The sequence below is a fragment of the Pseudomonas sp. Soil_N_39 genome (assembly GCF_057655955.1).
On record NZ_JBDGLI010000007.1, the window covers coordinates 1 to 21295 of the forward strand.

The following is a 21295-nucleotide window of genomic DNA, read 5'->3' on the forward strand; positions in this document are numbered from 1 at the left end:
AGCCCGGATACATTAGTGCAAGCATGCTTTACCGCTCATCGCCCGTGGTTGCAGGAGATGGGCTGACCATACATTTGGTTACTTTTGGCGCTCTTCCAAAAGTGACCCGCTGTAAGAGCGGAACCGCCAGCAGCCGTTACCGAAGAAACGGATATACACACCAATCCAAGTAAAAACCACGCCTCTCGGAACGGAATATCAAAATCTTCATTAACGGCTCAAGTGAACAAAATTAAGCCAAACCGCCGGAGGTTTTTGTATCTGCTTGTTGCCCAAAAGCAGGGTATTCGTCGCTCTACCGGACCAGCGTCTTTTTCCTGCAAACAACCGCCAGTAAACTTGTAACCCCCTTGAAACAAGATTAGCCACGCTGCCAGGTCGCGTTCTGTTGCACAATACGCCCCGGACCGTTTCTCTCAGGATGTTCAATGTTCAAATCATTTCACATGCGCACCGTCGGGCTTGCATTGGTGCTGGCCGCCGCAGCCGGTTGCTCGTCGAAGAAAACCGCCATTTACGAGCACGAGAACTTCGATGATTCGGGCACGTTCTCGCGCACGTACCCGGTGAGTGACGCGGCGACCTGCGAGGCCGGGCGGCGGGCGTTGCTCAGCCAGGGCTACATCATCACCAGCAGCGATCCGAAGCTGGTCAGTGGCCACAAGAGCTTCCAGCAGACCGGCGAGACCCACATGGAGATCAGTTTCAATCTGGTCTGTGCCGAGGACGGCGGTGCCGGACACCGTGCGACCATGTTCGCCAACGCCTTGCAGGACCGTTATGCCCTGAAGAAAACCAACAACTCCGCCAGCCTGGGTGTGGGCGTGCTGGGTTCGGTGTCGATGCCGATCGGCTCCTCGGATGATTCGATGGTCAAGGTCGCCAGCGAAACCGTATCGGCGGCCAAGTTCTATGAGCGCTTCTTTGCCCTGGTGGAGCTGTTCCTGCCCTCCGAAGCGAAGAAAGCTGCCGAGAAGGCTGAGAACGCCGATAAGCCGAAGGCAGAACTGGGTATCCCGGAAACCAAGGCTGAACCGGCCGCCTTGATGCCGGCCCCGGCTCCCGTTGCAGCACCTGCGTCGGAACCTGTTGCACCTGCACCTGCACCCGCAGCAGCCACGCCGGTAGAGGAGGCTGCGCCGGCCCCTGCCGAAACCGCTCCTGCGGTGTCGGAGCCCGTCGCACCACCGAGCGAGCCCGCGCCGATTGCGCCTGAGTCGTTCGAGTCTGCGCCGACGACGGAAACCGTGACGCCGCCACCACCACCTTCCAGCTCGTTGCCGGCCCCGAGCGAGCCGATCCAGCCGCTTCCGGCCTCCTGAGGTCCCGTGGCGGGGCGTTACGCCCTGTCACACTTCACGCGGTAATTTTCCGACCCTGTGCTACGTTTAATTCATGAAGCCTTTGCTTCATGTTTTGTTCATAAAGCAGCTTTATGCTGATGCCAGCGCCATCAGGCATTGGATTCAATGACAGGGGAAGGACACGTAATGGATGATTATCAGGAAGAGCTGCTGGAATACCAGGCCTATGAACTGGACCCGTTGGAACCCGCCGAAGATGCAACGGAGTTGTAAGAGAGCGTGAAGCTCAGTGCCCTCTGTGACTACGACGAAACTCCCCAGGCGTCTGGTCGTTCCAGCGCTTGAAGGCTCGTTGAAAGGCCTCGGCTGAGGCAAAACCCAACAAGTAGGCGATTTCGCCGAACGCCAGTTCGGTATCGCGTATGTAGGTCATGGCGAGGTCTCGGCGGGTGTCGTTGAGGATGGCGCGAAATTGCGTGCCTTCCTCTGCCAGCTTGCGACGCAGGGTCCAGGTCGGCAGCTTCAGGCGAGTCGCCACTTCTTCCAGGTCGGGTTCCCGGCCGCCGCTGAGCAACGGTCCCAGCAGTTGGATGATGCGCTCACGCAGGCTGCGGGTGCGGGTCAATTGTTCCAGTTCCCGTTCACACAACTGAACCAGATAGTGCCAGGTGCTGGGGCAATGCTGTGGGTTGCGCTGGGCGAGGCTGTCCAGGTCCAGGCGCAGTTGATTCTGTTCGGCGCCAAACTGGATCGGGCAGTCACCGAGGGTGCGGTAGGCTTCCAGGTACGCCGGCTCCTCGAATTCGATTTCGATGCGTTCGGGTCGCAGCGCGACGCCGCTGACGCTGGACAATTGCGCCAGCCAGCCGGCAATGATCGAGTCCACGACGAAGCGGTTGTAGGCGTTATAGGGGCTGATGGAATAGAACCGTAGCCAGGCGCCGCGGGCATCCTCATGGAAACTCGACTGGCCGCGATAGTTGGAACCATACAGCGGCTCGAAGCGGGTCATGCAGCGGGCCGCCTCGCGCACGGTCGGCGCCTGGGCGGCGGTAACGCCCGCCAGCCCGGCCTGGCTCAAGCGCCCGAGCTGGCCCATGCGCAGGCCCAGGGCCGGGTCTTGGGTCTGTTGAATCGCGGCGTGGCCCAGGCGCATGTAGCGTGGGATCGACAGGCGTGCTCCGGGCTCGGCCAGGCGCGCGGCATCGAGGCCGTACTGTTCCAGCAAAGGCTTGGGGTCTTGCCCATGGCTGGCGACCGCGTCAGCCAGGCTATGGACGAAGCCCACTGACAGGTCCCCCAGGCGCATCGGCTGCGGTTTCATGTTCACAACCACAGGTTCAGCAGGCGCGCGCCACGGACTTCGCCATCGGGAAAGTGTTGCCCGTTGTGGCTGATGAAACTCTGGCCGGCGCTGCCGCTGTCCCAGAACTGGCCACGCAGGAACACGCTGATGCCGCCCCGGGCGTGGCTGATGGGCAATTGGCCGGTCAGTGTCAGGCGATGCCAGGCTTGCCCCTCGCTCACTTCACCGGGCTTGAGGCTCACTTCGCTCGGTGTGGACAGGCCTTTATAACCGCTCCAGGGTTTGTCCCAGGCGCCGCGACCGATGACGAAGGCAGGCACTGCGATTAGTTGCGCACCCTGTTCGTTGAGCTGCCGGTAGTGGAGCGGGTACCAACTGTCGCTGCCGATCAGCACACCCAGGCGTCCGGCTGGGGTGTCGATGACGAGGGGAGCGGCTGGCTGTTCGGCGCCCAGTACATCCCGCTGTTCAAATACCGGATGTCGCTGGCGTTGTGGCTGGCCAATCGGCCGGCCATCGCTGCCAAACACCAGGCTGCTGTTGTACAACGCGCCACGGCCGATCTTCAGCTCGCCTTCGCTGACGCTGGGCTCGGGCAGCACGATGGAGCCTGCCACCAGGGTTACGCCGAACTCCTTGGCCAGCCCACCGAACAGCGCTTGATAGTCATGGGCCATGCGTTCGGCTTTCATGCGCAGGTAGGCATCGTCCAGTCGGTTATCGCCTTGAGCGCTGACCAGCGCCTGGATGAACGCCAGCGGATTGCTGACCGCCAGCCAGTGCATGGCTTCCTTCAGAGTCGTGGCCTGGTACAACTCGTCTTTTTCGCCGCCGACCATCAGCCAGGTACCGATGTGCTCGGGCAGCACCACCACGGTTTTGGCATTGAGAAAGCCCATGTCGCGAGCCGCTTGCAGATAGGCCGCCAGCTTGCGGTGCAGGCGCTCGGGGCTCTGGTAGTCGGTGGGGAACAGTTCGGGCTGGATACCCAGCAGGTTGCCGCGGTCGGCGGGCGTGCCCTGGTCGACCGCCAGGTTGATGCGCAGGTCTGACAGGTAGTGACCCGCCGGACGCTCGGTCGTCCACAGTGCGTAGGTGACCAGGGCGGCAATCAAGGCCAGTGAAAACAGCAGGTACAGAAATTTGCGCATGGGGGAACAGTCAGCGGCCGTGTGCAGGTTCGTGATTTTTCATCAGGAGCTACGGGGCAGGGTACGGTAAAACAAGGGATTAGCGAAGCTCGGGAGCTGATTTGTGCGCACGGCAAGTAAACGCCAAGTCGTCCAAAGACCCCTTGGACGCTCTCTGCGCTGGCAAGGCGCGCTAGTGGTTTTTGGCCTTCCTGATTCGGATCAGAATCAGCAGCATGATCAACAGCACCGGCGGCGTCATGCCCAGCAGCGCTTCGCGGGCCGAGAGGTTTGCGCCCAAGGTGTGCAACCCGCTGTAGACCAACTTGAACAGGTTGATCAGGTAGTAGGTGATGGCAATGATCGACAAGCCTTCCACCGCGCGCTGGATCTTGATCTGGGCATCGGCGCGGGCATTGAGGCTGCGCAGGATCTCGGCGTTCTGGTCTTCCATCTCGACTTGCACGCGGGCTTGCAGCAGGTCACCCAGGTTGGCGACGCTCATGGCCAGTTGTTCGAGGCGCTGTTCGGTGGCTGCGCAATAACGCACCGTGGGCTTGAAACGCCGTTCGATGAACACGCCCAGTCGCTGGCAGTCCCCCAGGTGACTTTCACGCAACTCCCCCAGGCGCTCGAACACCAGTTGTGCGTAGGCGCGGGTCGCGCTGAATCGGTGGCGATTCCTGACCGTGCTGCTGACCACCTGGCGAGACAGCAGGGCAATGTCCTCCAGCAGCGCCTTGGCGTGCACACCGCTGGCATTGGCGTTGCGTTCGGACAGGCTCACCAGGGTGCGATCGAATTCATTCAGTTGCGGGTCCAGTGCCTTGGCGATATTCAGCGACAAGGACGCCATCATCCGGTAGGTCTCGATTTCCAGCAGGCGCCGGATCATGCGGCCCTGGCGATAAGCGTTGAGCCGTCGGTTGATGAACAGCAGGCGATTGGTGCCATCCTCGGTCAGGCGAAAATCGCTCCAGACCACCGCATCGCCACCACCCACACATGAGCCGCAAGGGTCCTTGAAACCGTAGCTGGGCAGGTCGAGACTGGCTTCTGCGCGAACCACCACCTGAACGGCATTGATGAGGTGCTGGGCGTGACCCTCGATACCTCGGGCAAGGCTTTCGGGCAGCGTTGTCCATTGCAACTCATCGCTGCTGGCCGGCACGACCAGGGTCAGGGTGAAGAACTCGGCATGGCGCTCCCACTTGAGTGGATGGCCTTCGAGGCGGGTGATGCCTTGCGCGGCTTCCGCTGTGACGGTATCAGGGCTCAGTCGCTCAAGCAGCGCGTTGCACTGGCCGTTGTCGCCCAGAAACGCCAGGTGGAAGACGTGGGCCGGTTCGTCGAAATACAACGACGGGCGGGCGTGCAACTCGTTGTGCAGCATTTTTCGTTGGGGATGCATGCAATGACAACCGTGTGATTAGCGTTATTGTTGGGTTGAGCACCTGAGCCAGCGTTGATAGGACTGGCTCACCCCGCTGAGAGTCACCCACGACTGATCGGCGTCTTGCACATTTGGATCATTAAGTTGTCAGTTACGGTCATTGAGCGCCCGCACCCTGACTCTTACGCTGTGAGCCATGACAGACGCAAGCCGCAGAGCTTGCGCTTTTTTCCGTGATCGCCCGTTGTGGAGCTACCGATGACCGCCTCTCATTACCCGCACCTGCTGGCCCCGCTGGACCTGGGTTTCACCACGTTGCGCAACCGTACCCTGATGGGCTCGATGCACACCGGGCTGGAAGAGAAACCCGGTGGCTTCGAACGCATGGCAGCCTACTTTGCCGAGCGCGCCCGGGGCGGCGTGGGCCTGATGGTCACCGGTGGGATCGGGCCGAACGACGAGGGCGGTGTCTACTCGGGCGCCGCAAAGCTGACCACGGAAGAAGAGGCGTTCAAGCACCAGATCGTGACCCGGGCCGTACACGAGGCCGGCGGCAAGATCTGCATGCAGATTCTCCATGCCGGGCGCTACGCCTACAGCCCCAAGCAAGTGGCACCGAGCGCGATCCAGGCGCCAATCAACCCGTTCAAGCCCAAGGCACTGGACGAGGAGGGCATCGAGAAGCAGATCAGCGATTTCGTTACCTGCTCGGTCCTGGCCCAGAAGGCCGAATACGACGGCGTCGAGATCATGGGTTCGGAAGGTTATTTCATTAACCAGTTCCTGGCGGCCCATACCAACCACCGCACCGACCGTTGGGGCGGCAGCTATGAAAACCGTATGCGTCTGCCGGTGGAAATCGTCCGCCGGGTGCGCGAAGCGGTAGGCCTGAACTTCATCATCATTTTTCGTCTGTCGATGCTCGATCTGGTGGAAGGCGGCAGCACCTGGGACGAAATCGTCCTGTTGGCCAAGGCCATCGAGCAGGCCGGCGCGACGATCATCAACACCGGTATCGGTTGGCACGAAGCACGAATTCCCACCATTGCCACCAAGGTTCCGCGGGCGGCGTTCAGCAAAGTCACGGCCAAGCTGCGCGGTTCGGTGAATATCCCGCTGATCACCACCAACCGCATCAACACCCCGGAAGTGGCCGAGCAGATCCTGGCCGAAGGCGATGCCGACATGGTCTCCATGGCGCGGCCGTTCCTGGCCGACCCGGAGTTCGTCAACAAGGCCGCTGCCGGTCGCAGCGATGAAATCAACACCTGCATCGGCTGCAACCAGGCGTGCCTGGACCATACTTTTGGCGGCAAGCTCACCAGTTGCCTGGTCAACCCGCGGGCCTGCCACGAAACCGAGCTGAACTACCTGCCGGTGACCCAGGTGAAGAAAATCGCTGTGGTCGGTGCCGGCCCGGCGGGGTTGTCCGCAGCCACGGTGGCGGCCGAGCGTGGGCACCAAGTGACGCTGTTCGATTCGGCCAGTGAAATCGGTGGCCAGTTCAACGTTGCCAAGCGCGTGCCGGGCAAGGAAGAGTTTTTCGAAACCCTACGCTACTTCAAGCGCAAATTGCAGACCAGCCATGTCGAGCTGTGCCTCGACACCCGGGTGGATGTGGCGCAATTGGTGGCTGGCGGTTACGACGAGATCATCCTCGCTACCGGCATCGCCCCACGCGTGCCGGCGATTCCTGGGGTGGAGCATGCCAAGGTGTTGAGCTACCTGGACGTGATCCTCGAACGCAAGCCAGTGGGCCGCAGTGTCGCGGTGATCGGTGCCGGAGGGATTGGCTTCGACGTGTCGGAATTCCTGGTGCACCAAGGCGTTGCCACCAGCCAGGACCGTGAGGCGTTCTGGAAGGAGTGGGGTATTGACACGCACCTTGAGGCTCGTGGCGGCGTGGCCGGGATCAAGGCCGAACCCCATGCACCGGCGCGCCAGGTGTTCCTGCTGCAACGCAAGACCTCCAAGGTCGGTGACGGCCTGGGCAAGACCACCGGCTGGATTCACCGCACGGGCCTGAAGAACAAGCAGGTGCAGATGCTCAACAGCGTCGAGTACCTGAAGATCGACGATGACGGCCTGCACATTCGTATCGGTGAAGCCGGCGAGCCGCAGGTGCTGGCCGTGGACAATATCGTGATCTGCGCCGGCCAGGATCCGCTGCGCGAGTTGCAGGAAGGCCTGGAAGCGGCGGGGCAGACGGTTCACCTCATCGGCGGTGCCGACGTGGCGGCGGAGCTGGACGCCAAGCGGGCGATTAACCAGGGCTCGCGGTTGGCGGCGCAGTTGTAAGGCACAATCCCAGCAAAAACCTTGTGGGAGCGAGCTTGCTCGCGATAGCGGCAGGTCAGTCAACATTCATGCTGCTGACTAACCGCTATCGCGAGCAAGCTCGCTCCCACAGTAGGGTGGTGGTGCACCTGAAGTCACCGGCCGGCAAGCTGCTAAGATGCCGGCATCTTTTCCCAGGCCTGCCGCCATGCTGCTTCCCGCCCTCGACTGGCACCCCCAACCCCGACTCGAACCTCTTCACATGGACTGGCTCGCCCGTGCCGGTGTCGAAGTGGCGGTGTTGCGCCTGGACCGGATCGATCCGCTGATCAGCGGCAACAAGTGGTTCAAGCTGGTCCATCATCTGCGCGCCGCCCATGAGGCCGGTGCCGAAGGGGTCATGAGCCTGGGCGGGGCCTATTCCAACCATTTGCATGCGCTGGCGGCGGCCGGCAAGCGCTTCGGCTTTCCCACGGCCGGGCTGTTGCGCGGTCATCCCCAGGACACGCCGACGGTGCGCGACCTGAAAGCGTTCGGCATGGACCTGCACTGGTTGGGTTATGGCGGATACCGAGAGCGGCACGCAGCGGATTTCTGGGGGCCGTGGCTGATCCGCTATCCACATTTGCACCCGGTGCCCGAGGGTGGTTCAGGATTACCTGGGGCACAAGGTTGCATGACGTGGGCGGCCAGTGTTCGTGAGCAATTAGTGACATTGGGGTGGGCGGATTATCACGGCTGGTGGCTGGCCTGCGGAACTGGAACGTCGCTGGCCGGACTGGTGCTGGCCGAAGCGGGCGAGCGCCCGGTCTACGGCGTGCTGGCGGTGCCCCCGGACCATGGCGTGGCCCAGCAGGTCGAGCGCATCGTGGCGGAGGCGGAGCTTTCCAGCCCGTGTTATGAATTGTTCGACGGCAGCCGTGGCGGTTTCGCCCGGGTCGATGCCGAACTCACCGACTTCATCGAAACCACGGCGGCCATCGAACTGGAGCCGTTGTACACCGGCAAGGCCTTGATGCTGCTCAAGGCGCGGGTCGAGGCGGGAGGCTTTGCCCCCGGCACCCGCCTGGTCTTTGTCCACACCGGCGGTTTGCAAGGCCGCCGAGGGTTCGATTAACGGACGATCAGCCGCGTTTGGGCATCATCCGCAACAGCGTGTTGTCGCGCACCACGTAATGGTGATACAGCCCCGCCAAGGCATGCAGGCCGATCAGCCAATAGCCGATGGTGCCGCCGAGCACGTGCCAGCCTTCCAGTTGCTTGGCAAAATCCTTGTCTTGATCAACGAGCAACGGCAAATCGAAACCATAGAACATCACCTGGTGTCCTTCGGCGCTGGTGATCAGCCAGCCCAGCAGCGGCATGGCGATCATGAACAGGTACAGCGCCCAGTGCATCAGGCGGGCAAGGACGGTTTGCCAGGCAGGTGATGCCGGGAAAATCCCCGGTGCCTTGCCCATGCTGCGGGCGAACAGGCGCAGCCAAACCAACAGGAACACCGTCAGGCCGAGCATGAAATGCGCTTCCTTGATCAATGTCCGGCCGCCGCTGCCCTTGGGAAAAATTCCCCGCAACTCAATGCAGGCATAAACCACGGCCAGCAGGACCAGCATCAGCCAGTGCAGGGTTACCGTGACGGTACTGTAGCGGTTTTCCGAGTTTTTCCAGGGCATTGCGGGTATCTCCAACAATCAGGGTAGAGCGCCGTCTAGCGCGGCGTTGTGTCTTTACTGTAAGCCCGTTTCGCTGGGTTTGCATGAGCCAGATCAGGTTTGCTGGCAAGAAGCCAAAAGGGCAGGATCAGGGTGTGAAGTCGGGCGGGTTCAACAGCCAGTCCAACAGCAGCCCGGCATCGTGATTGCCACGGGACGGTTTCGGTGGGGCAGCGGCGTGTCCTGCGCCGGTATCGACCGCCCCTGGGCACAGCACCGGTCGGTCGGGGTCGCCATCGAGAAAACTCACCAGCACTTCGCTGCCCGCTATCAGGGAAGGGCTGTCGCCCAGCGTCAGTCGCGATACGGGCAGCGTGATGCCTTCCTGGTCCGGCGCCCAGAGGCTGACACTCACTTGGCCGCGTTCATCGGGTTGGGCCGGCTGGCCGGCATGGCCGAGTACATGGGCCAGGTGATACCCGGGAATGCGCGGCTTGGGATGCTTGAGGGCCGGCCTGAACACGGTGGACCAGGGAATGGCGGTGAACCGGTTACGGTAGTCACGGGCCGAGGGCGTGGCGGGCAGGTCCGGTTCCAGGATCGAAAACTGCCGCCCGCGGTGCTGGACCTCGGTGATCAGCCATTGATCGTTGAAGGTGGAAACCGGGTGTTCGCTGATCTGCACGATGTCGCCGCCGTGCAGGGCCGGTTGATCACTGTGGCCATGGATTTCCCGTTGCCGACAGCGCAACCGTTCCAGATGGCGGCGTCCGGCCTGGTAACGGTGAATCAAGGCGGGGTTGCCTCGCTGGGCTTCATGATCGATCTGCTCAAGGGGTTGATTCTCCGCCGAGACTTCGGTTTCGGTCGTGGCCCGGTCACTGAACCCGACAGGCAAGCCAGGCATCATCGCGTGGTGGCGCAAATACACGCGCTTGATGGTCGGTATCAGTTTGTCGTTCGGGTGCAGGGGCAGCTCGATGGGGCGCGCGGGGAAACTCTTCGGGTCTTCGGCGAACACCAGGACGTGGCCCTGGAGGGCGTGCTCGAAGTGGTAATGAATGCCTTCCTCCTCGCACAGCCGTTGCAGGAGGGTCAGGTCGCTTTCGTCGTACTGGATGCAGAATGGGCGACATGGGTACTGCCCATGGGGCAGCTCGAAACGGTAACTGTCGGCGGGCAGGGCATGGTCTTCCAGCAGGCGTTGCAGCACCTGCACCACACTGAGCCGATGGAAAACCCGACGCCGCGGGCCTTGTTCCAGTTGCTGCAGGTAGGGAACCAACGTCAGGCGATAGCCGATGCGTCGCGGGGCCGAAGCACTCAGGCTGACGCTGTGGACAATCCCATGGATGCCCGATTCACCGTCCAGGCGCAGGAAGGCCGGATGCCCCAGTAGCAGGTCGGGATTTATCGGCGGGGCCAGGCCGATCAGTTCGAGGTCGAAGCGGTACGGCTGGTTGAGGGCTTCTCGGCCATTAAAACGCAAGACTTGCAACTGCAGGTCGTTTTGCGTGAGCGTCAGGCTGAAGGGACTTTCCGTGTCGTTGCGCATTGCGCCTCCTACTGGCAGGGACAGAGGCGCAGAGGGTACGAAACCACGGGAAGGAACGGTGCTTGCGAGCCGCTATTTCAGAAAAGCCCTACAACACACTGTGAAAATGTCGATTCGGTAGGGTGAATTTTTTGGTCGATCAGCCGGTTTAGGCCGTATAAACTTGCGCCACAGCGCCGGCCGGCAGATGTCTCGGCGCGTCAGACAAGAGAGTGAGTAATGGGCGCACAGTGGAAGGTTAAACACAAAGAAGCGGCTGCCAACGCCAAGGGCAAGATCTTCGGCAAACTGGTGAAAGAAATCACCATTGCCGCGCGCAACGGAGCTGATACCGCGACCAACGCGCACTTGCGACTGGTGGTCGAGCAGGCGAAGAAGGCCTCGATGCCCCGCGAGACCCTGGAACGTGCGATCAAGAAAGGTTCAGGCCAGCTCGGCGAAACCGTGCAATACCACCGCGTCACCTACGAAGGGTTCGCGCCGCACCAGGTGCCGCTGATCGTTGAATGCGTGACTGATAACATCAACCGTACCGTCGCCGAAATTCGCGTCGCGTTCCGCAAGGGCCAACTGGGCGCCTCGGGTTCGGTGGCGTGGGACTTCAACCATGTCGGCATGATCGAAGCCGCGCCGGACAGCCCGGACGCCGATCCGGAAATGGCCGCCATCGAGGCCGGTGCCCAGGATTTCGAGCCGGGCGAAGACGGCGCCACGTTATTCCTCACCGATCCTGCCGACCTCGATGCGGTACAGAAGGCGTTGCCGGAGCAGGGCTTTACTGTGCTGTCGGCCAAGTTGGGCTACCAGCCGAAGAACCCGGTCAGCGGGCTGACCGACGAGCAGATGGCTGAAGTCGAAGCCTTCCTTGAAGGCCTCGATAACCACGATGACGTGCAGGACATGTTTGTCGGGTTGGCCGGTTAAGCACTACACCCCCTGTGGCGAGGGGATTTATCCCAGGGTGCGGTTCACTCTGTGGGAGCAAGGCTTGCCCGCGATGAAGACGACGCGGTCTCTGAGAAAACGAGGTGTCCGCATCGCGGGCAAGCCTTGCTCCCACAGATAAATCCCCTCGCCACAATAGGCGGCGTGCTTGTTAGTTTGGGGGCTGGTTTAGTCGATGTGTTTGAACTCGCTCAGCAACCTTTCAATCTCATTAAACCCTGGCCGTGCCAGTACATCCGGCTGACAGCAACGCGCTTGCAGATCCTGCAACGCTGCCAGTTCCTCAGCACTGAGCCCCGGTTCGATTCGCGCCAGCAATTCCCCCAACAAAATCCCGAAGGCCCGTACCTCGATGCGCTGCAGTGCGCGGGTTTGCACGGTGTCCGTAGTGGCGTGGAACGACGCCGCGCCAAAGTCCCCCAGCAGGCAATCGCCTTGGTCGTTGCACAGGATGTTGTGCCCGTACAGATCCCCATGGGTGATGCCCTGGCGGTGCAAGTGTGCCGCCACCGAGGCGATGCCGTGGGCGATGCGCAAGGCCACCGGGGCGCTCAGGCGCAGTTCATCGGCGTACACGTCGCGAGTGCATGACGTCAGGCTCGGCAGCCCGGCGAGGTTGCGGTAGCTGGGCTCGACCAGGGCCATGACCAGCCCGTCCTGTCGCTCGGGGTGCCCGGCGATCTGACCCAATACGTCGATCAGGTTCGGGTGTCGACCGGCCGTGATGCAGGCATGCATTTCATGCAGGGGCGAGCCGTCGCTGGTCATCTGGCCTTTGTACAACTTCACCGCGACGCTTCGCGCCACCTGGTCGGGCGCCTGCCAGAGCGCTTGGTGAATCACCCCGGAAGCGCCTTCGCCCAGTTGTCGTCGCAGCGCCAGTTGCGACCAATCGATGGGCGTTGTGGTGTTCAAGGCTGCGGCATCGGCCTGGGTTTCCAGCGGGTTACCGGCGTAGGCCAGCCAACTGAGGCTCGGCAGCTCCAGCAACCATTGCGGCAGTTCGGTCAGTTGGTTGGCGGCAATGCGCAGCAGTTCCAGGCGATGACACTGGCCCAGGCTCGCCGGCAACTGCTGCAAACGGTTGCCGGCCAGCATCAGTTTTTGCAGGTGTGGGCGTTGGCCCAGTTCATCCGGCAACTGGCTGATGTCGTTGTCGGTCAGGATCAGCCAGCGCAACCGGGGTGGCAGCGCGTCGCCCGTGACACGGGTGATGCGGTTGGCCTTGAAGCCGACCATGGTCAACGCGCTGCAACGGCCCAGACATTCGGGCAGTTCGGTGAAACGGTTGTCCGAACAGAACAGCACGCGCAGGTGGGGCAGCCGATCCAGGTCGTCGGGCAGCGAGTCCAACTGATTGCCGCTGAGGTTGAGAATCTCGAGGGAATCGGCCAGTTCGAAGATTTCCCGGGGAAACTCCGTCAAGCCGCAGGCCAGGTCCAGTCGGGTGATGCCTGAGAGCTGGCCGGCGCGGAGTTGGGCGAGGGTGTGCATGGGAGGGTTCGCTGTTGGTCAAGGGGAGGCTCTGGCGCCCATAGCCAGACAGTTAACCAATAATCAGCTCAGTACAACACCCTGTGGCGAGGGGATTTATCTGTGGGAGCAAGGCTTGCCCGCGATGCAGGCGCCTCGTTTTCTCAGAGACCGCGCCGTCTGCATCGCGGGCAAGCCATGCTCCCACAGCAGTGTTGCTCCCCTCGCCACAGTCGATCGCTCTAGCGCTCGATGCTGCGGTTCCAGCGGGCGTTCCAGGCCGGGCGTTGTTCGTTGACCTGGTCCCAATCCACGGCAATCGCTGTTTCCAGGTATTGCTTCATCGCTTCCACCTGGCCACGAGTCTTGTCGGTGGTCGGGGTGTTGGGGTTGGAAGGGATCTGGTCGCCTTCTTCCAGGGCAATGGCCTGGGCTTGCGGGGTCAGCAGGAAAGCGGCGAGCTTTTGCGCCAGTTCCGGCTGGGTGTTTTGGGCGATGGCGCATTCGGCGACGTTGAGGACTACGGCGCCTTCCTTCGGCTGGGCATATTCCACTGGCATGCCCTTGAGTTTCAACGCGGTCACCTGGGTCGGCGTCAGCGGGAACAGCGCCGCTTCGTCGGTCTGCAGCATTTCGGATATCTTCGCCGAGCTTGGGATGTACTCCAGCACGTTGCGCCCCACCGTGTTCGGCCACGCCTTGAAGCCCGGCTCGACGTCGGTTTCGCTGCCGCCCTGGATCCGGTTGAACATCAAAAAGCCGTGCAGGCCAAAAGTGGAGGAGGCCATCGACTGGAACACCACTTTGTCCTTGAAGCGTGGATCGGCCAGGTCCATCCATGAAGTGGGCGTATTCCAGCCTTTTTCCTTGAACAGCCGGGTGTTGTAGGCCAGCCCTGTCACCCCGAGGCTGACGGCCACGGCCTGATCCTTGATACGCCCCTTGGCCGGGATCTGCGCCAGGGTCGGGCTGTCCTCGAGCTTGTCGCACAGCCCCATGGCGATGGCGCGGTACATGATGCCGTCGTCGAGGAACATCACGTGCATTTGCGGGTTGCCTTTGCTGGCCTGGACCTTCGCCAGGATGTCGGCGGAGGTGCCGGGTACGATGACCACTTTGACGTTGTTGGCTTTCTCGAAAGCCGGCAAGACCTTGTCGGCGTAGAGCCGCTCCATGGTGCCGCCGTTCATGCCCAGGTAAAGCGTCGGCTCGGCCAACGCCTGGGTAGCCGGGAGCAGGGCGCCCAGGCAAGCGCAACCCAGCGAGCAGAAACCGAACAGTGCACTGCGTTTGACGTTATTCATTGGCGCGACCTTCCTCTATCAAGCAACGGAGATGGAGTGAAACCGGGTGATGGAAAACGCATCCAGCGGCGTGGTCGAAGCCCCGCTGCAGATGATCTCGGTGAGCGCCTGGCCCACCGCCGGGCCGATCTGGAAGCCCGCGCCGGCAAAGCCGAATGCGTGCAACAGACCGGGCTGGGTGCTGCTGTGGCCGATCACCGGTTGACGATCGGGCAGGTAACCTTCGGTGCCGCTCCAGGTACGAATCGCCTGGGCGCCTTCCAGGAATGGGTAGAGCTCGACGGCCTGGCGCAGGATCTCCAGCACGGCGTTCTGGCCGGGCCGGGCGCGAGCGGTGTCCAATGCAAAGCCTTGGCCGCCGCCCAGCACGCAATTACCGCGCGAGACCTGGCGGGCGTAGATACCGCCCCCCTCGACGCCGGTGCTGGCGTCCATGACCAAGGGCAAGGGTTCGGTGACCAGCATCGCCGGGTGCCCGGCGTGCATCGGCACCGCTTCGCCGAATTGCGCGGCGAACTGGCTGGCCCAGGCTCCGGCGCAGTTCAGCAGCCAGGGCGCGTGAAACGTCAGACCTGTTGCGGTGTGCACGGCGAAGCGCTGGCCATCATGTACAACGTTGCTGACGGCGCATTGTTCGTGGACTTGCGCACCCTGGCGGCGAGCGGCTTGGGCAAAGGCTGGGGACACCAGGCGCGGATTGGCATGGCCGTCGTCCGGGCACAGCGACGCCCCCACTGCGACGGCGCCGACCCATGGAAAACGCGCGCGCAGGGCCGTGTGATCGAGCAGTTGCAAATCCAGGCCAAAGCCTTGGCTGGCGACGGCGTAGTCGTGCAGCGCTTGCAGGTCCTCAGCGCTGCGGGCCAGCTTCAAATGACCGCTGCGCTGGTACTCGCCGTCGATGCCGATCAATTGGGGCAACTGGCACCAGATTTCATGGGCCCGTTGCGACAACGGCAGTTGCGACAGCGGTCGGCCCTGGCGACGCACGCCACCGTAGTTCACGCCGCTGGAGTGTGAGCCGCAGAAGTCGCGTTCCAACAACGCCACCCGGCGTCCGGCCTGGCTCAGGAACAACGCGGCCGAGGCGCCGACGATGCCGCCACCAATGATCACTGCATCCACTTCGATCATGGCTCGACCTCCAGGCCGAACGGCACGGGTTTGATCGGCGCCTGGGCCCGCAAGCGGCCGATGCTGGAGACGGCGCGGCCACTTTCGCAGGCTATGATTTCCGCGGCGGCGGTGCCGCACATCCGCCCCTGGCAGCGGCCCATGCCGACCCGGCAATGGGCCTTGACCCGATTGATCTCCCAATGGCCTTCGCCCACCACCCGGCGGATGTCGCCAGCGCTGACTTCTTCGCAGCGGCAGATCATCAGGTGATCGGCAGCGTCGGCGGCCCAGTTTTCAGGAAAGGCAAACGCGCGCTCCAGGCCTTCGCGGAACTGGCCGATGCGTTCAAGGGTTTGTTCCAGTTGCGTGCAACGTTGCGGGTCGGTCGAGTAGCCGAGGTCTTCGAGCAAGGCCAAGGCCGCCCGTTCACCGGCCATTTCCGCCGCGTCGGCGCCCATGATCCCGGCACCGTCACCGGCCAGGTAAATCCCCGGCACGCTGCTGCGCCCGGCGCGGTCCCGGTGGGGCAACCAGGCGCGGTTGAGGGCGTTCCAGGCAAACGCGCAGCCCAGCAGGTCGGCCAGTTGAGTTTCGCTGCGCAAGCCGTGGGCGAAGGCCACCGCGTCACAGTCGAGGGTGTGTTCGCCGCTTGCGTTGCGCCATTGCAGCGACTGCACCCGGCGTTCTCCATCGAGACGCGCCAGGCTTGCGCCTTGATGCACGGCGATGCCGCGGGCGGCCAGCCAGGCGCGGTAGTAGAGGCCCTTGGCGAGGGTGGCCGGTTGTGCCAGCAGGCTGGGCAGGGCGCGGACTTGGGCGCTAAAGGGCGAACTGTCGAGGACGGCGACCACATGGGCGCCGGCCCGGACGTATTGATAGGCCACCAGATACAACAAGGGACCGCTGCCGGCGAACACCACCCGTTCGCCAATGGCGCAACCCTGGAATTTCAGGGCGATCTGCGCCGCACCCAGGCTGTATATCCCGGGCAGGGTCCACCCCGGTACGGGCAGGACCCGGTCGGTGGCGCCGGTGGCGACGATCACGCTGGCGTACTCGAGGCGGCCGGCGCGGCCTTCATGCAGGGTATCGAGCAGGCCGGCCTCGGCGTTCCACACCAGGGTGTCGGGACGGTAATCGAGCTGTTCGCGCAATGCGTCGAGGGTCTGGTGGATGGCGTTGGCCTTGTGGGCTTCGAAGCCATAGAGCTTGTCAGGCGAGCGCTTGAAATGGGCCGGTTGGCGCCGATAGATCTGCCCGCCACCGCGGGGGGCTTCGTCCAGCAGGACGGGATACAGGCCGTGGGCGACCAGAGTTTGCGCGGCACGGATACCGGCCGGGCCGGCGCCGATGATGGCTATGGGTTTCATGGCCACCTCGTTGGTGATGCAGTGGGCTTAGTGGCGCTATTGAAGCCGCTATCGCGAGCAAGCTCGCTCCCACATTGGATCGGCTGCGGATGTTGGTTTTGTGCACGCCGCAACCCCCCTGTGGAAGCGAGCTTGCTCGCGATAAGGCTGGGCCAGTCGACATTGCTGTTGCCTGACCGACCGCTATCGCGAGCAAGCTCGCTCCCACATTGGATCGGCTGTGGATGTTGGTTTTGTGCACGCCGCAGCTCCCCTGTGGGAGCGAGCTTGCTCGCGATGAGGCCATGCCTGTCGAGCGTGTTCATACCTGGCGCCCCGGTTCGCGGTTGATGTGTTGCCCGGCTTCGAGCAGCGTCGAACAGGCACGTACGCGGCGGCCGTCGCCCAGGCGCACCCAGCAGTCCTGGCAGGCGCCCATCAGGCAGAAACCGGCACGGGGCTCGGCGCTGAAGTCACTGCCGCGCAGGTGTTCGCTGCAAGTCAGTACGGCGGTCAGTAGCGTGTCCCCCAGCAGCCCGGTGGCGGGCTGGCCATCGAGGGTGAAGTCCAGGGCCGGGCGGTCGCCTTCGGCCAGTCGTTTCAGCAGTGCCATGACACCCTCATTGTTTGCCTACCAGGACCCGATCCAGGCCATAGACCCGGTCGAGCAGAATCATGGTCAGCGCGGTGAGCCCGATGACCAGCGCCGACACCGCCGCCATCATCGGATCGATGGATTCGGTGGCGTACACGTACATGCGCACCGGCAAGGTTTGCGTGGCCGGCGAGGTGACGAAGATCGATAGCGTGACTTCATCGAAACTGTTGATGAACGCCAGCAGCCAGCCCCCGGCCACCCCTGGCAGGATCATCGGCAAGGTGATTTGCCGGAACAGCGTGAAGCGTCCGGCCCCCAACGATTGCGCGGCCTGTTCGGCGCTGCGATCCAGGCCGATGGCCGAGGCCAGCACCAGGCGCAGCACATAGGGCGTGATCACCAGCACATGAGCGAAGATCAGCCAGGCGAAGCTGCCGTTCACGCCCATCAGGGCAAACAGGCGCAGCAATGCGACCCCCAGCACCAGGTGCGGAATGATGATCGGCGACAGGAACAGGCCGTTGAAGAAGTCCCGCCCCGGGAACTCGAGCCGGGTGATCGCCAGGGCCGCCGGCACCGCGATCAAGGTCGCCAGCGAGGCCGCGCAGAACGCCAGGACCAGGCTGTTGTAGAACGCGTCGACAAAATCCGCGCGCTCGAACACCGCGCGGAACCAGCGCAGGGAAAACTCGGTGGTCGGCAGGCTCAGGGTGTTTTCCGGGGTGAAGGCGACGAGGCAGACCACTACCAGCGGCGCGAGCATGAAGACCACCACCAAGGCGTGGAACAGCAATGCGAAAGGACCGTTTCTAGACATGACCCATTACCCCAGTGACTTCTTGTAGCGGCCTTCGATCATCCGGTTCCACGACAGCATGATCAGCAGGTTGAGCAGCAGCAGCGCGACGGCAATGGCGGCGCCCATCGGCCAGTTCAGCTCCGACAGGTACTGGTCGTAGATCAACGTAGCGACCATCTTCAAGCGCCGTCCGCCGAGCAGGCCGGGAATCGCGAAGGAGCTGGCGGCAAGGCCGAACACAATCAGCGTGCCGGACAGCACGCCGGGCATGATCTGCGGCAACACCACTTTGCGGATCACCGTGAACTGGCTCGCCCCCAGGGACAGCGCGGCCTGTTCGGCGGCCGGGTCGAGTTTCTGCAGCGAGGTCCAGACGGGAATGATCATGAACGGCAACATCACGTGGACCAGGGCGATGACCACGGCGAACGGCGTATAGAGCAGCTTCATCGGCGCACCGCCGAAGGCTTGCAGGGCCTGGTTGACCAGGCCGTCGGCACCGAGCAACAAGCTCCAGCCGAAGGCGCGCACCACCACTGAAATCAGCAGCGGCGTGAGGATCAGGATCAGGAAAATCGAGCGCCACGGTGCGCCCATGCGGCTGAGGATGTATGCCTCGGGCACGCCGATCAGCACGCACAGGAGGGTGGTCAGGGCGCTGATCCAGAAGGTGCGCAAAAAGATTTCGTAGAAGTACGGATCGCCCAACAGGCTGGTGTAGTGCTCGAAGGTGTAGGCGTCGCCATTGATGCCCGAACTGTAGTCGAAGACGTTGAACGACAGGACCAAGGTCAAGCCCAAGGGGATGACCAGCAAGCCCAGGTACAAGGCCAGGGCCGGCGCGGACATCAGGTAGCCCTGTCGGCCACGGCGCATCGCGTCGATCAGCTTCATGCCGGCACCTCGTCCACGCTCAGCACCCGCAGCAGGGCCGGATCCCAGTCCAAGCCCACCGCCGTGCCTTCGACCAAGGGCGCGGAGCCGTCGTTGCGGCGCACCACGCAGAGTTCACCCAGGCTGGTGGAAACGCCGTAGAGCCATTGGCTGCCCAGGAAGAAGCGGCTGACGAGGGTGCCTTGCAGTCGCCCTGAGCCGGCCTCGCGCAGGTCGATCTTTTCCGGGCGCAGGCTCAGGGTCAGCTCGCCATCGGCCGGGCTGCAGGCTTGGACGATGCCCGCGTTATCCCGCCTGCCGGGCAGCAGGTTGGCTTTGCCGACGAAGCCGGAAATGAACTCAGTGCGCGGGTGCTCGTAAAGGGTGTACGGCGCGTCGATCTGAGTGATGCGCCCGGCCTGCATGACCACGACCCGATCACTGATCGACAGGGCCTCGGACTGGTCGTGGGTCACCATCAGCGTGGTGATTTCGACTTCGCGCTGGATACGGCGGATTTCGTATTGCATCTCTTCGCGCAAATTGGCGTCGAGGTTGGACAGCGGCTCGTCGAGCAACAGCACCGGTGGTTCGATCACCAGCGCCCGGGCCAGTGCCACGCGTTGGCGCTGGCCGCCCGAGAGTTCTCGTGGGTAGCGGTCGGCGTGGCGGTCCAGGCGGACCAATTTCAACACTCGGTCCACCCGTTGTTGCAGTTCGTCATTGGCTACTTTGCGCATGCGCAGGCCGAAGGCGACGTTGTCCTTGACGGTCATGTGGGGAAACAGCGCGTAGCTCTGGAACACCACCCCCAGGCCACGGCTGGCGGGCTTGGCGTGAGTGATGTCGCGACCGTCCAGCAGGATGCGCCCGCTGCTGACTTCGACGAAGCCGGCGATCATCTGCAAGGTTGTGGTTTTGCCGCAGCCGGAAGGCCCCAGTAGCGAGACGAACTCGCCTTTTTCCACCGACAAGTTGGTGGCGACCACGGCGTCGATGTCGCCGTAACGTTTGCCAAGTCCTTCAAGTTGCACAAAAGCCATCGCTGCGCTCCACCTGGGATTGTTATGCGTCGCCGCAAGGGCGCGCTTTTTTGTATGGGCAGATACGAAAGGGTGCTGCTGGGGTGCGTTGGCGCTCGACCTCAAGTCGGCTGCCGCTGTTGTTCGAATCGCCCCTGTCTGGACGAAGAGTAGGACGAAGAATAGGATGGGCTCAATGGACTATTTCACTGAAGCGAAGACTATTTTCAATTTCATTCAGTGAATAAATTAAATTATGAGAAACAGCATGATTGATTCCACTGATCGGAATAATGAGAAGGGCGAGGTAGGTGTCGGTGCGGTCTCCCGACTATTTGCCGTGTTGCGCAGCCTGGGTGACACCGTCGAAGGCGGTGAGCGGGTGACGCAATTGGCCCTGCGCATCGGCCTGTCCCAGCCCACCACGCATCGCTTGCTGCGCAGCCTGATGGACGAGGGCATGGTTGAGCAGGACGCACGCAGCAAGCGCTATCGCCTGAGCCTGGAGTTTTTCGCCCTGGCGGCCCGCGCCGGCAACACCGGCAACCTGCGCGAACTGGTGCGCCCGGCCATGCTGCGGTTGTCGGCGTCCTTGGGCGACTCGCTGTTTTTGCTCGCCCGCAGTGGTTTCGATGCCATTTGCCTGGATCGCAGCGAGGGGCCGTTTCCGATCCGCACGTTCACCGGCGACATTGGTGGCCGCGTGGCGTTGGGCGTGGGGCAGGGCAGCCTGGCGATCCTGGCGTTTCTGCCGGAAGAAGAGCGCGACACGGTGATTCAATACAACCTGCCGCGGCTCAAGGATTTCCATTTGTACGACGAAGTCTTCCTGCGTTCGGAAGTGGAGAACGTGCGCACACTGGGCTACGCCGGGCGCAACACCGGTGTATTGCAGGGCATGGCCGGGGTGGCCGTGCCGATCCTCGACCGTGATGGCCGGGCCGTGGCCGCCTTGAGCGTGGCAACCGTGAGCGACCGGTTGGGGCCAGATCGACTGCCGACGGTGGTGGACATGCTCAAGCGCGAAGCGGCCCTGATCGGGCCGCGGATCAACCCGTTCGATCCGTTGCTGCGCAGGCCTTCGCAGGTGTTTGGGCAGAGCTGAATACACTTTCCAGGGGGCGCCCATATCCCCTGTGGGAGCGAGCTTGCTCGCGATAGCGGTGGTTCAGTTAGAAATGATGTCGATTGATACACCG

The 21295-nt window shown here is 62.8% G+C and carries 18 protein-coding genes; 5 read left to right on the forward strand and 13 right to left on the reverse strand.

Features of this window, described 5'->3' with window-relative positions; all coding sequences use genetic code 11:
- Positions 1–428 precede the first annotated feature (428 nt).
- The gene (locus AC3A5O_RS12220) at positions 429–1322 is read left to right on the forward strand and encodes a DUF2242 domain-containing protein (RefSeq protein WP_487753218.1); all 894 of its coding nucleotides are present in this window, start codon (positions 429–431) and stop codon (positions 1320–1322) included.
- 268 nt (positions 1323–1590) lie between these two features.
- Here AC3A5O_RS12220 and AC3A5O_RS12225 read toward each other — a convergent pair whose 3' ends face one another.
- From AC3A5O_RS12225 to AC3A5O_RS12235, 3 genes are all read right to left on the reverse strand, one after another.
- Complete coding sequence (locus tag AC3A5O_RS12225; RefSeq protein WP_305470406.1) at positions 1591–2628, reverse strand: AraC family transcriptional regulator; 1038 nt, start codon at positions 2626–2628, stop codon at positions 1591–1593.
- Between the two features lie 2 nt (positions 2629–2630).
- Entirely contained in the window at positions 2631–3761 is a 1131-nt protein-coding gene (locus AC3A5O_RS12230) for a carbon-nitrogen hydrolase family protein (RefSeq protein WP_122568038.1), read from the reverse strand.
- A 172-nt stretch (positions 3762–3933) separates the two neighbouring features.
- Positions 3934–5151: a DUF3422 domain-containing protein gene (locus tag AC3A5O_RS12235; RefSeq protein WP_487753219.1), complete on the reverse strand. Its 1218-nt coding sequence runs from the start codon at positions 5149–5151 to the stop codon at positions 3934–3936.
- Between the two features lie 240 nt (positions 5152–5391).
- Between AC3A5O_RS12235 and AC3A5O_RS12240 the strand changes: the two genes are divergently transcribed.
- Both AC3A5O_RS12240 and AC3A5O_RS12245 read left to right on the forward strand, forming a co-directional pair.
- Positions 5392–7431 (forward strand): oxidoreductase, encoded by a 2040-nt coding sequence (locus AC3A5O_RS12240; protein WP_487753220.1) that lies wholly within the window; start codon positions 5392–5394, stop codon positions 7429–7431.
- A gap of 187 nt (positions 7432–7618) precedes the next feature.
- Positions 7619–8527: a 1-aminocyclopropane-1-carboxylate deaminase/D-cysteine desulfhydrase gene (locus AC3A5O_RS12245; protein ID WP_122568041.1), complete on the forward strand. Its 909-nt coding sequence runs from the start codon at positions 7619–7621 to the stop codon at positions 8525–8527.
- Between the two features lie 7 nt (positions 8528–8534).
- Here the strand turns inward: AC3A5O_RS12245 and AC3A5O_RS12250 are convergent, their stop codons facing one another.
- Entirely contained in the window at positions 8535–9083 is a 549-nt protein-coding gene (locus AC3A5O_RS12250; RefSeq protein ID WP_122568042.1) for a cytochrome b, read from the reverse strand.
- Positions 9084–9210: 127 nt separating this feature from the next.
- Complete coding sequence (locus tag AC3A5O_RS12255; protein WP_305470409.1) at positions 9211–10617, reverse strand: type VI secretion system Vgr family protein; 1407 nt, start codon at positions 10615–10617, stop codon at positions 9211–9213.
- Positions 10618–10836: 219 nt separating this feature from the next.
- Here AC3A5O_RS12255 and AC3A5O_RS12260 point away from each other — a divergent pair, with 219 nt between their 5' ends.
- Positions 10837–11541, forward strand: coding sequence for a YebC/PmpR family DNA-binding transcriptional regulator (locus AC3A5O_RS12260; RefSeq protein WP_003183149.1), 705 nt, complete (start codon positions 10837–10839; stop codon positions 11539–11541).
- 189 nt (positions 11542–11730) lie between these two features.
- Here the strand turns inward: AC3A5O_RS12260 and AC3A5O_RS12265 are convergent, their stop codons facing one another.
- The 8 genes from AC3A5O_RS12265 to AC3A5O_RS12300 all read right to left on the reverse strand — a co-directional run bounded on the left by AC3A5O_RS12265 (position 11731) and on the right by AC3A5O_RS12300 (position 20117).
- The gene (locus tag AC3A5O_RS12265; RefSeq protein ID WP_487753221.1) at positions 11731–13056 is read right to left on the reverse strand and encodes a leucine-rich repeat-containing protein kinase family protein; all 1326 of its coding nucleotides are present in this window, start codon (positions 13054–13056) and stop codon (positions 11731–11733) included.
- A 221-nt stretch (positions 13057–13277) separates the two neighbouring features.
- Positions 13278–14339, reverse strand: a complete 1062-nt coding sequence (locus AC3A5O_RS12270; protein ID WP_122568046.1) for an ABC transporter substrate-binding protein — start codon at positions 14337–14339, stop codon at positions 13278–13280.
- A gap of 18 nt (positions 14340–14357) precedes the next feature.
- Entirely contained in the window at positions 14358–15473 is a 1116-nt protein-coding gene (locus tag AC3A5O_RS12275) for an NAD(P)/FAD-dependent oxidoreductase (protein WP_122568047.1), read from the reverse strand.
- A complete protein-coding gene (locus AC3A5O_RS12280) occupies positions 15470–16825 on the reverse strand; it encodes an FAD/NAD(P)-dependent oxidoreductase (RefSeq protein WP_487753222.1) in 1356 nt (451 codons plus the stop codon). The genes AC3A5O_RS12275 and AC3A5O_RS12280 overlap by 4 nt, the downstream gene beginning before the upstream one ends.
- A gap of 301 nt (positions 16826–17126) precedes the next feature.
- The gene (locus AC3A5O_RS12285) at positions 17127–17417 is read right to left on the reverse strand and encodes a (2Fe-2S)-binding protein (RefSeq protein ID WP_122568049.1); all 291 of its coding nucleotides are present in this window, start codon (positions 17415–17417) and stop codon (positions 17127–17129) included.
- 7 nt (positions 17418–17424) lie between these two features.
- Positions 17425–18219, reverse strand: coding sequence for an ABC transporter permease (locus AC3A5O_RS12290; RefSeq protein WP_072405341.1), 795 nt, complete (start codon positions 18217–18219; stop codon positions 17425–17427).
- Between the two features lie 6 nt (positions 18220–18225).
- Positions 18226–19095, reverse strand: a complete 870-nt coding sequence (locus AC3A5O_RS12295; protein ID WP_122568050.1) for an ABC transporter permease — start codon at positions 19093–19095, stop codon at positions 18226–18228.
- Positions 19092–20117, reverse strand: a complete 1026-nt coding sequence (locus tag AC3A5O_RS12300; protein WP_487753223.1) for an ABC transporter ATP-binding protein — start codon at positions 20115–20117, stop codon at positions 19092–19094. Before AC3A5O_RS12300 ends, AC3A5O_RS12295 begins: the two co-directional genes overlap by 4 nt.
- Positions 20118–20364: 247 nt before the next feature.
- Here AC3A5O_RS12300 and AC3A5O_RS12305 point away from each other — a divergent pair, with 247 nt between their 5' ends.
- Positions 20365–21201, forward strand: a complete 837-nt coding sequence (locus AC3A5O_RS12305) for an IclR family transcriptional regulator (protein ID WP_487753224.1) — start codon at positions 20365–20367, stop codon at positions 21199–21201.
- Positions 21202–21295: the final 94 nt, after the last annotated feature.

What these genes read in the sequence shown, in the direction of transcription:
- AC3A5O_RS12220 (WP_487753218.1), top strand. Translation starts at nt 429, where the DNA reads ATGTTCAAATCATTTCACATGCGCACCGTCGGGCTTGCATTGGTGCTG.
- AC3A5O_RS12225 (WP_305470406.1), bottom strand. Translation starts at nt 2,628, where the DNA reads ATGAAACCGCAGCCGATGCGCCTGGGGGACCTGTCAGTGGGCTTCGTC.
- AC3A5O_RS12230 (WP_122568038.1), bottom strand. Translation starts at nt 3,761, where the DNA reads ATGCGCAAATTTCTGTACCTGCTGTTTTCACTGGCCTTGATTGCCGCC.
- AC3A5O_RS12235 (WP_487753219.1), bottom strand. Translation starts at nt 5,151, where the DNA reads ATGCATCCCCAACGAAAAATGCTGCACAACGAGTTGCACGCCCGCCCG.
- AC3A5O_RS12240 (WP_487753220.1), top strand. Translation starts at nt 5,392, where the DNA reads ATGACCGCCTCTCATTACCCGCACCTGCTGGCCCCGCTGGACCTGGGT.
- AC3A5O_RS12245 (WP_122568041.1), top strand. Translation starts at nt 7,619, where the DNA reads ATGCTGCTTCCCGCCCTCGACTGGCACCCCCAACCCCGACTCGAACCT.
- AC3A5O_RS12250 (WP_122568042.1), bottom strand. Translation starts at nt 9,083, where the DNA reads ATGCCCTGGAAAAACTCGGAAAACCGCTACAGTACCGTCACGGTAACC.
- AC3A5O_RS12255 (WP_305470409.1), bottom strand. Translation starts at nt 10,617, where the DNA reads ATGCGCAACGACACGGAAAGTCCCTTCAGCCTGACGCTCACGCAAAAC.
- AC3A5O_RS12260 (WP_003183149.1), top strand. Translation starts at nt 10,837, where the DNA reads ATGGGCGCACAGTGGAAGGTTAAACACAAAGAAGCGGCTGCCAACGCC.
- AC3A5O_RS12265 (WP_487753221.1), bottom strand. Translation starts at nt 13,056, where the DNA reads ATGCACACCCTCGCCCAACTCCGCGCCGGCCAGCTCTCAGGCATCACC.
- AC3A5O_RS12270 (WP_122568046.1), bottom strand. Translation starts at nt 14,339, where the DNA reads ATGAATAACGTCAAACGCAGTGCACTGTTCGGTTTCTGCTCGCTGGGT.
- AC3A5O_RS12275 (WP_122568047.1), bottom strand. Translation starts at nt 15,473, where the DNA reads ATGATCGAAGTGGATGCAGTGATCATTGGTGGCGGCATCGTCGGCGCC.
- AC3A5O_RS12280 (WP_487753222.1), bottom strand. Translation starts at nt 16,825, where the DNA reads ATGAAACCCATAGCCATCATCGGCGCCGGCCCGGCCGGTATCCGTGCC.
- AC3A5O_RS12285 (WP_122568049.1), bottom strand. Translation starts at nt 17,417, where the DNA reads ATGGCACTGCTGAAACGACTGGCCGAAGGCGACCGCCCGGCCCTGGAC.
- AC3A5O_RS12290 (WP_072405341.1), bottom strand. Translation starts at nt 18,219, where the DNA reads ATGTCTAGAAACGGTCCTTTCGCATTGCTGTTCCACGCCTTGGTGGTG.
- AC3A5O_RS12295 (WP_122568050.1), bottom strand. Translation starts at nt 19,095, where the DNA reads ATGAAGCTGATCGACGCGATGCGCCGTGGCCGACAGGGCTACCTGATG.
- AC3A5O_RS12300 (WP_487753223.1), bottom strand. Translation starts at nt 20,117, where the DNA reads ATGGCTTTTGTGCAACTTGAAGGACTTGGCAAACGTTACGGCGACATC.
- AC3A5O_RS12305 (WP_487753224.1), top strand. Translation starts at nt 20,365, where the DNA reads ATGATTGATTCCACTGATCGGAATAATGAGAAGGGCGAGGTAGGTGTC.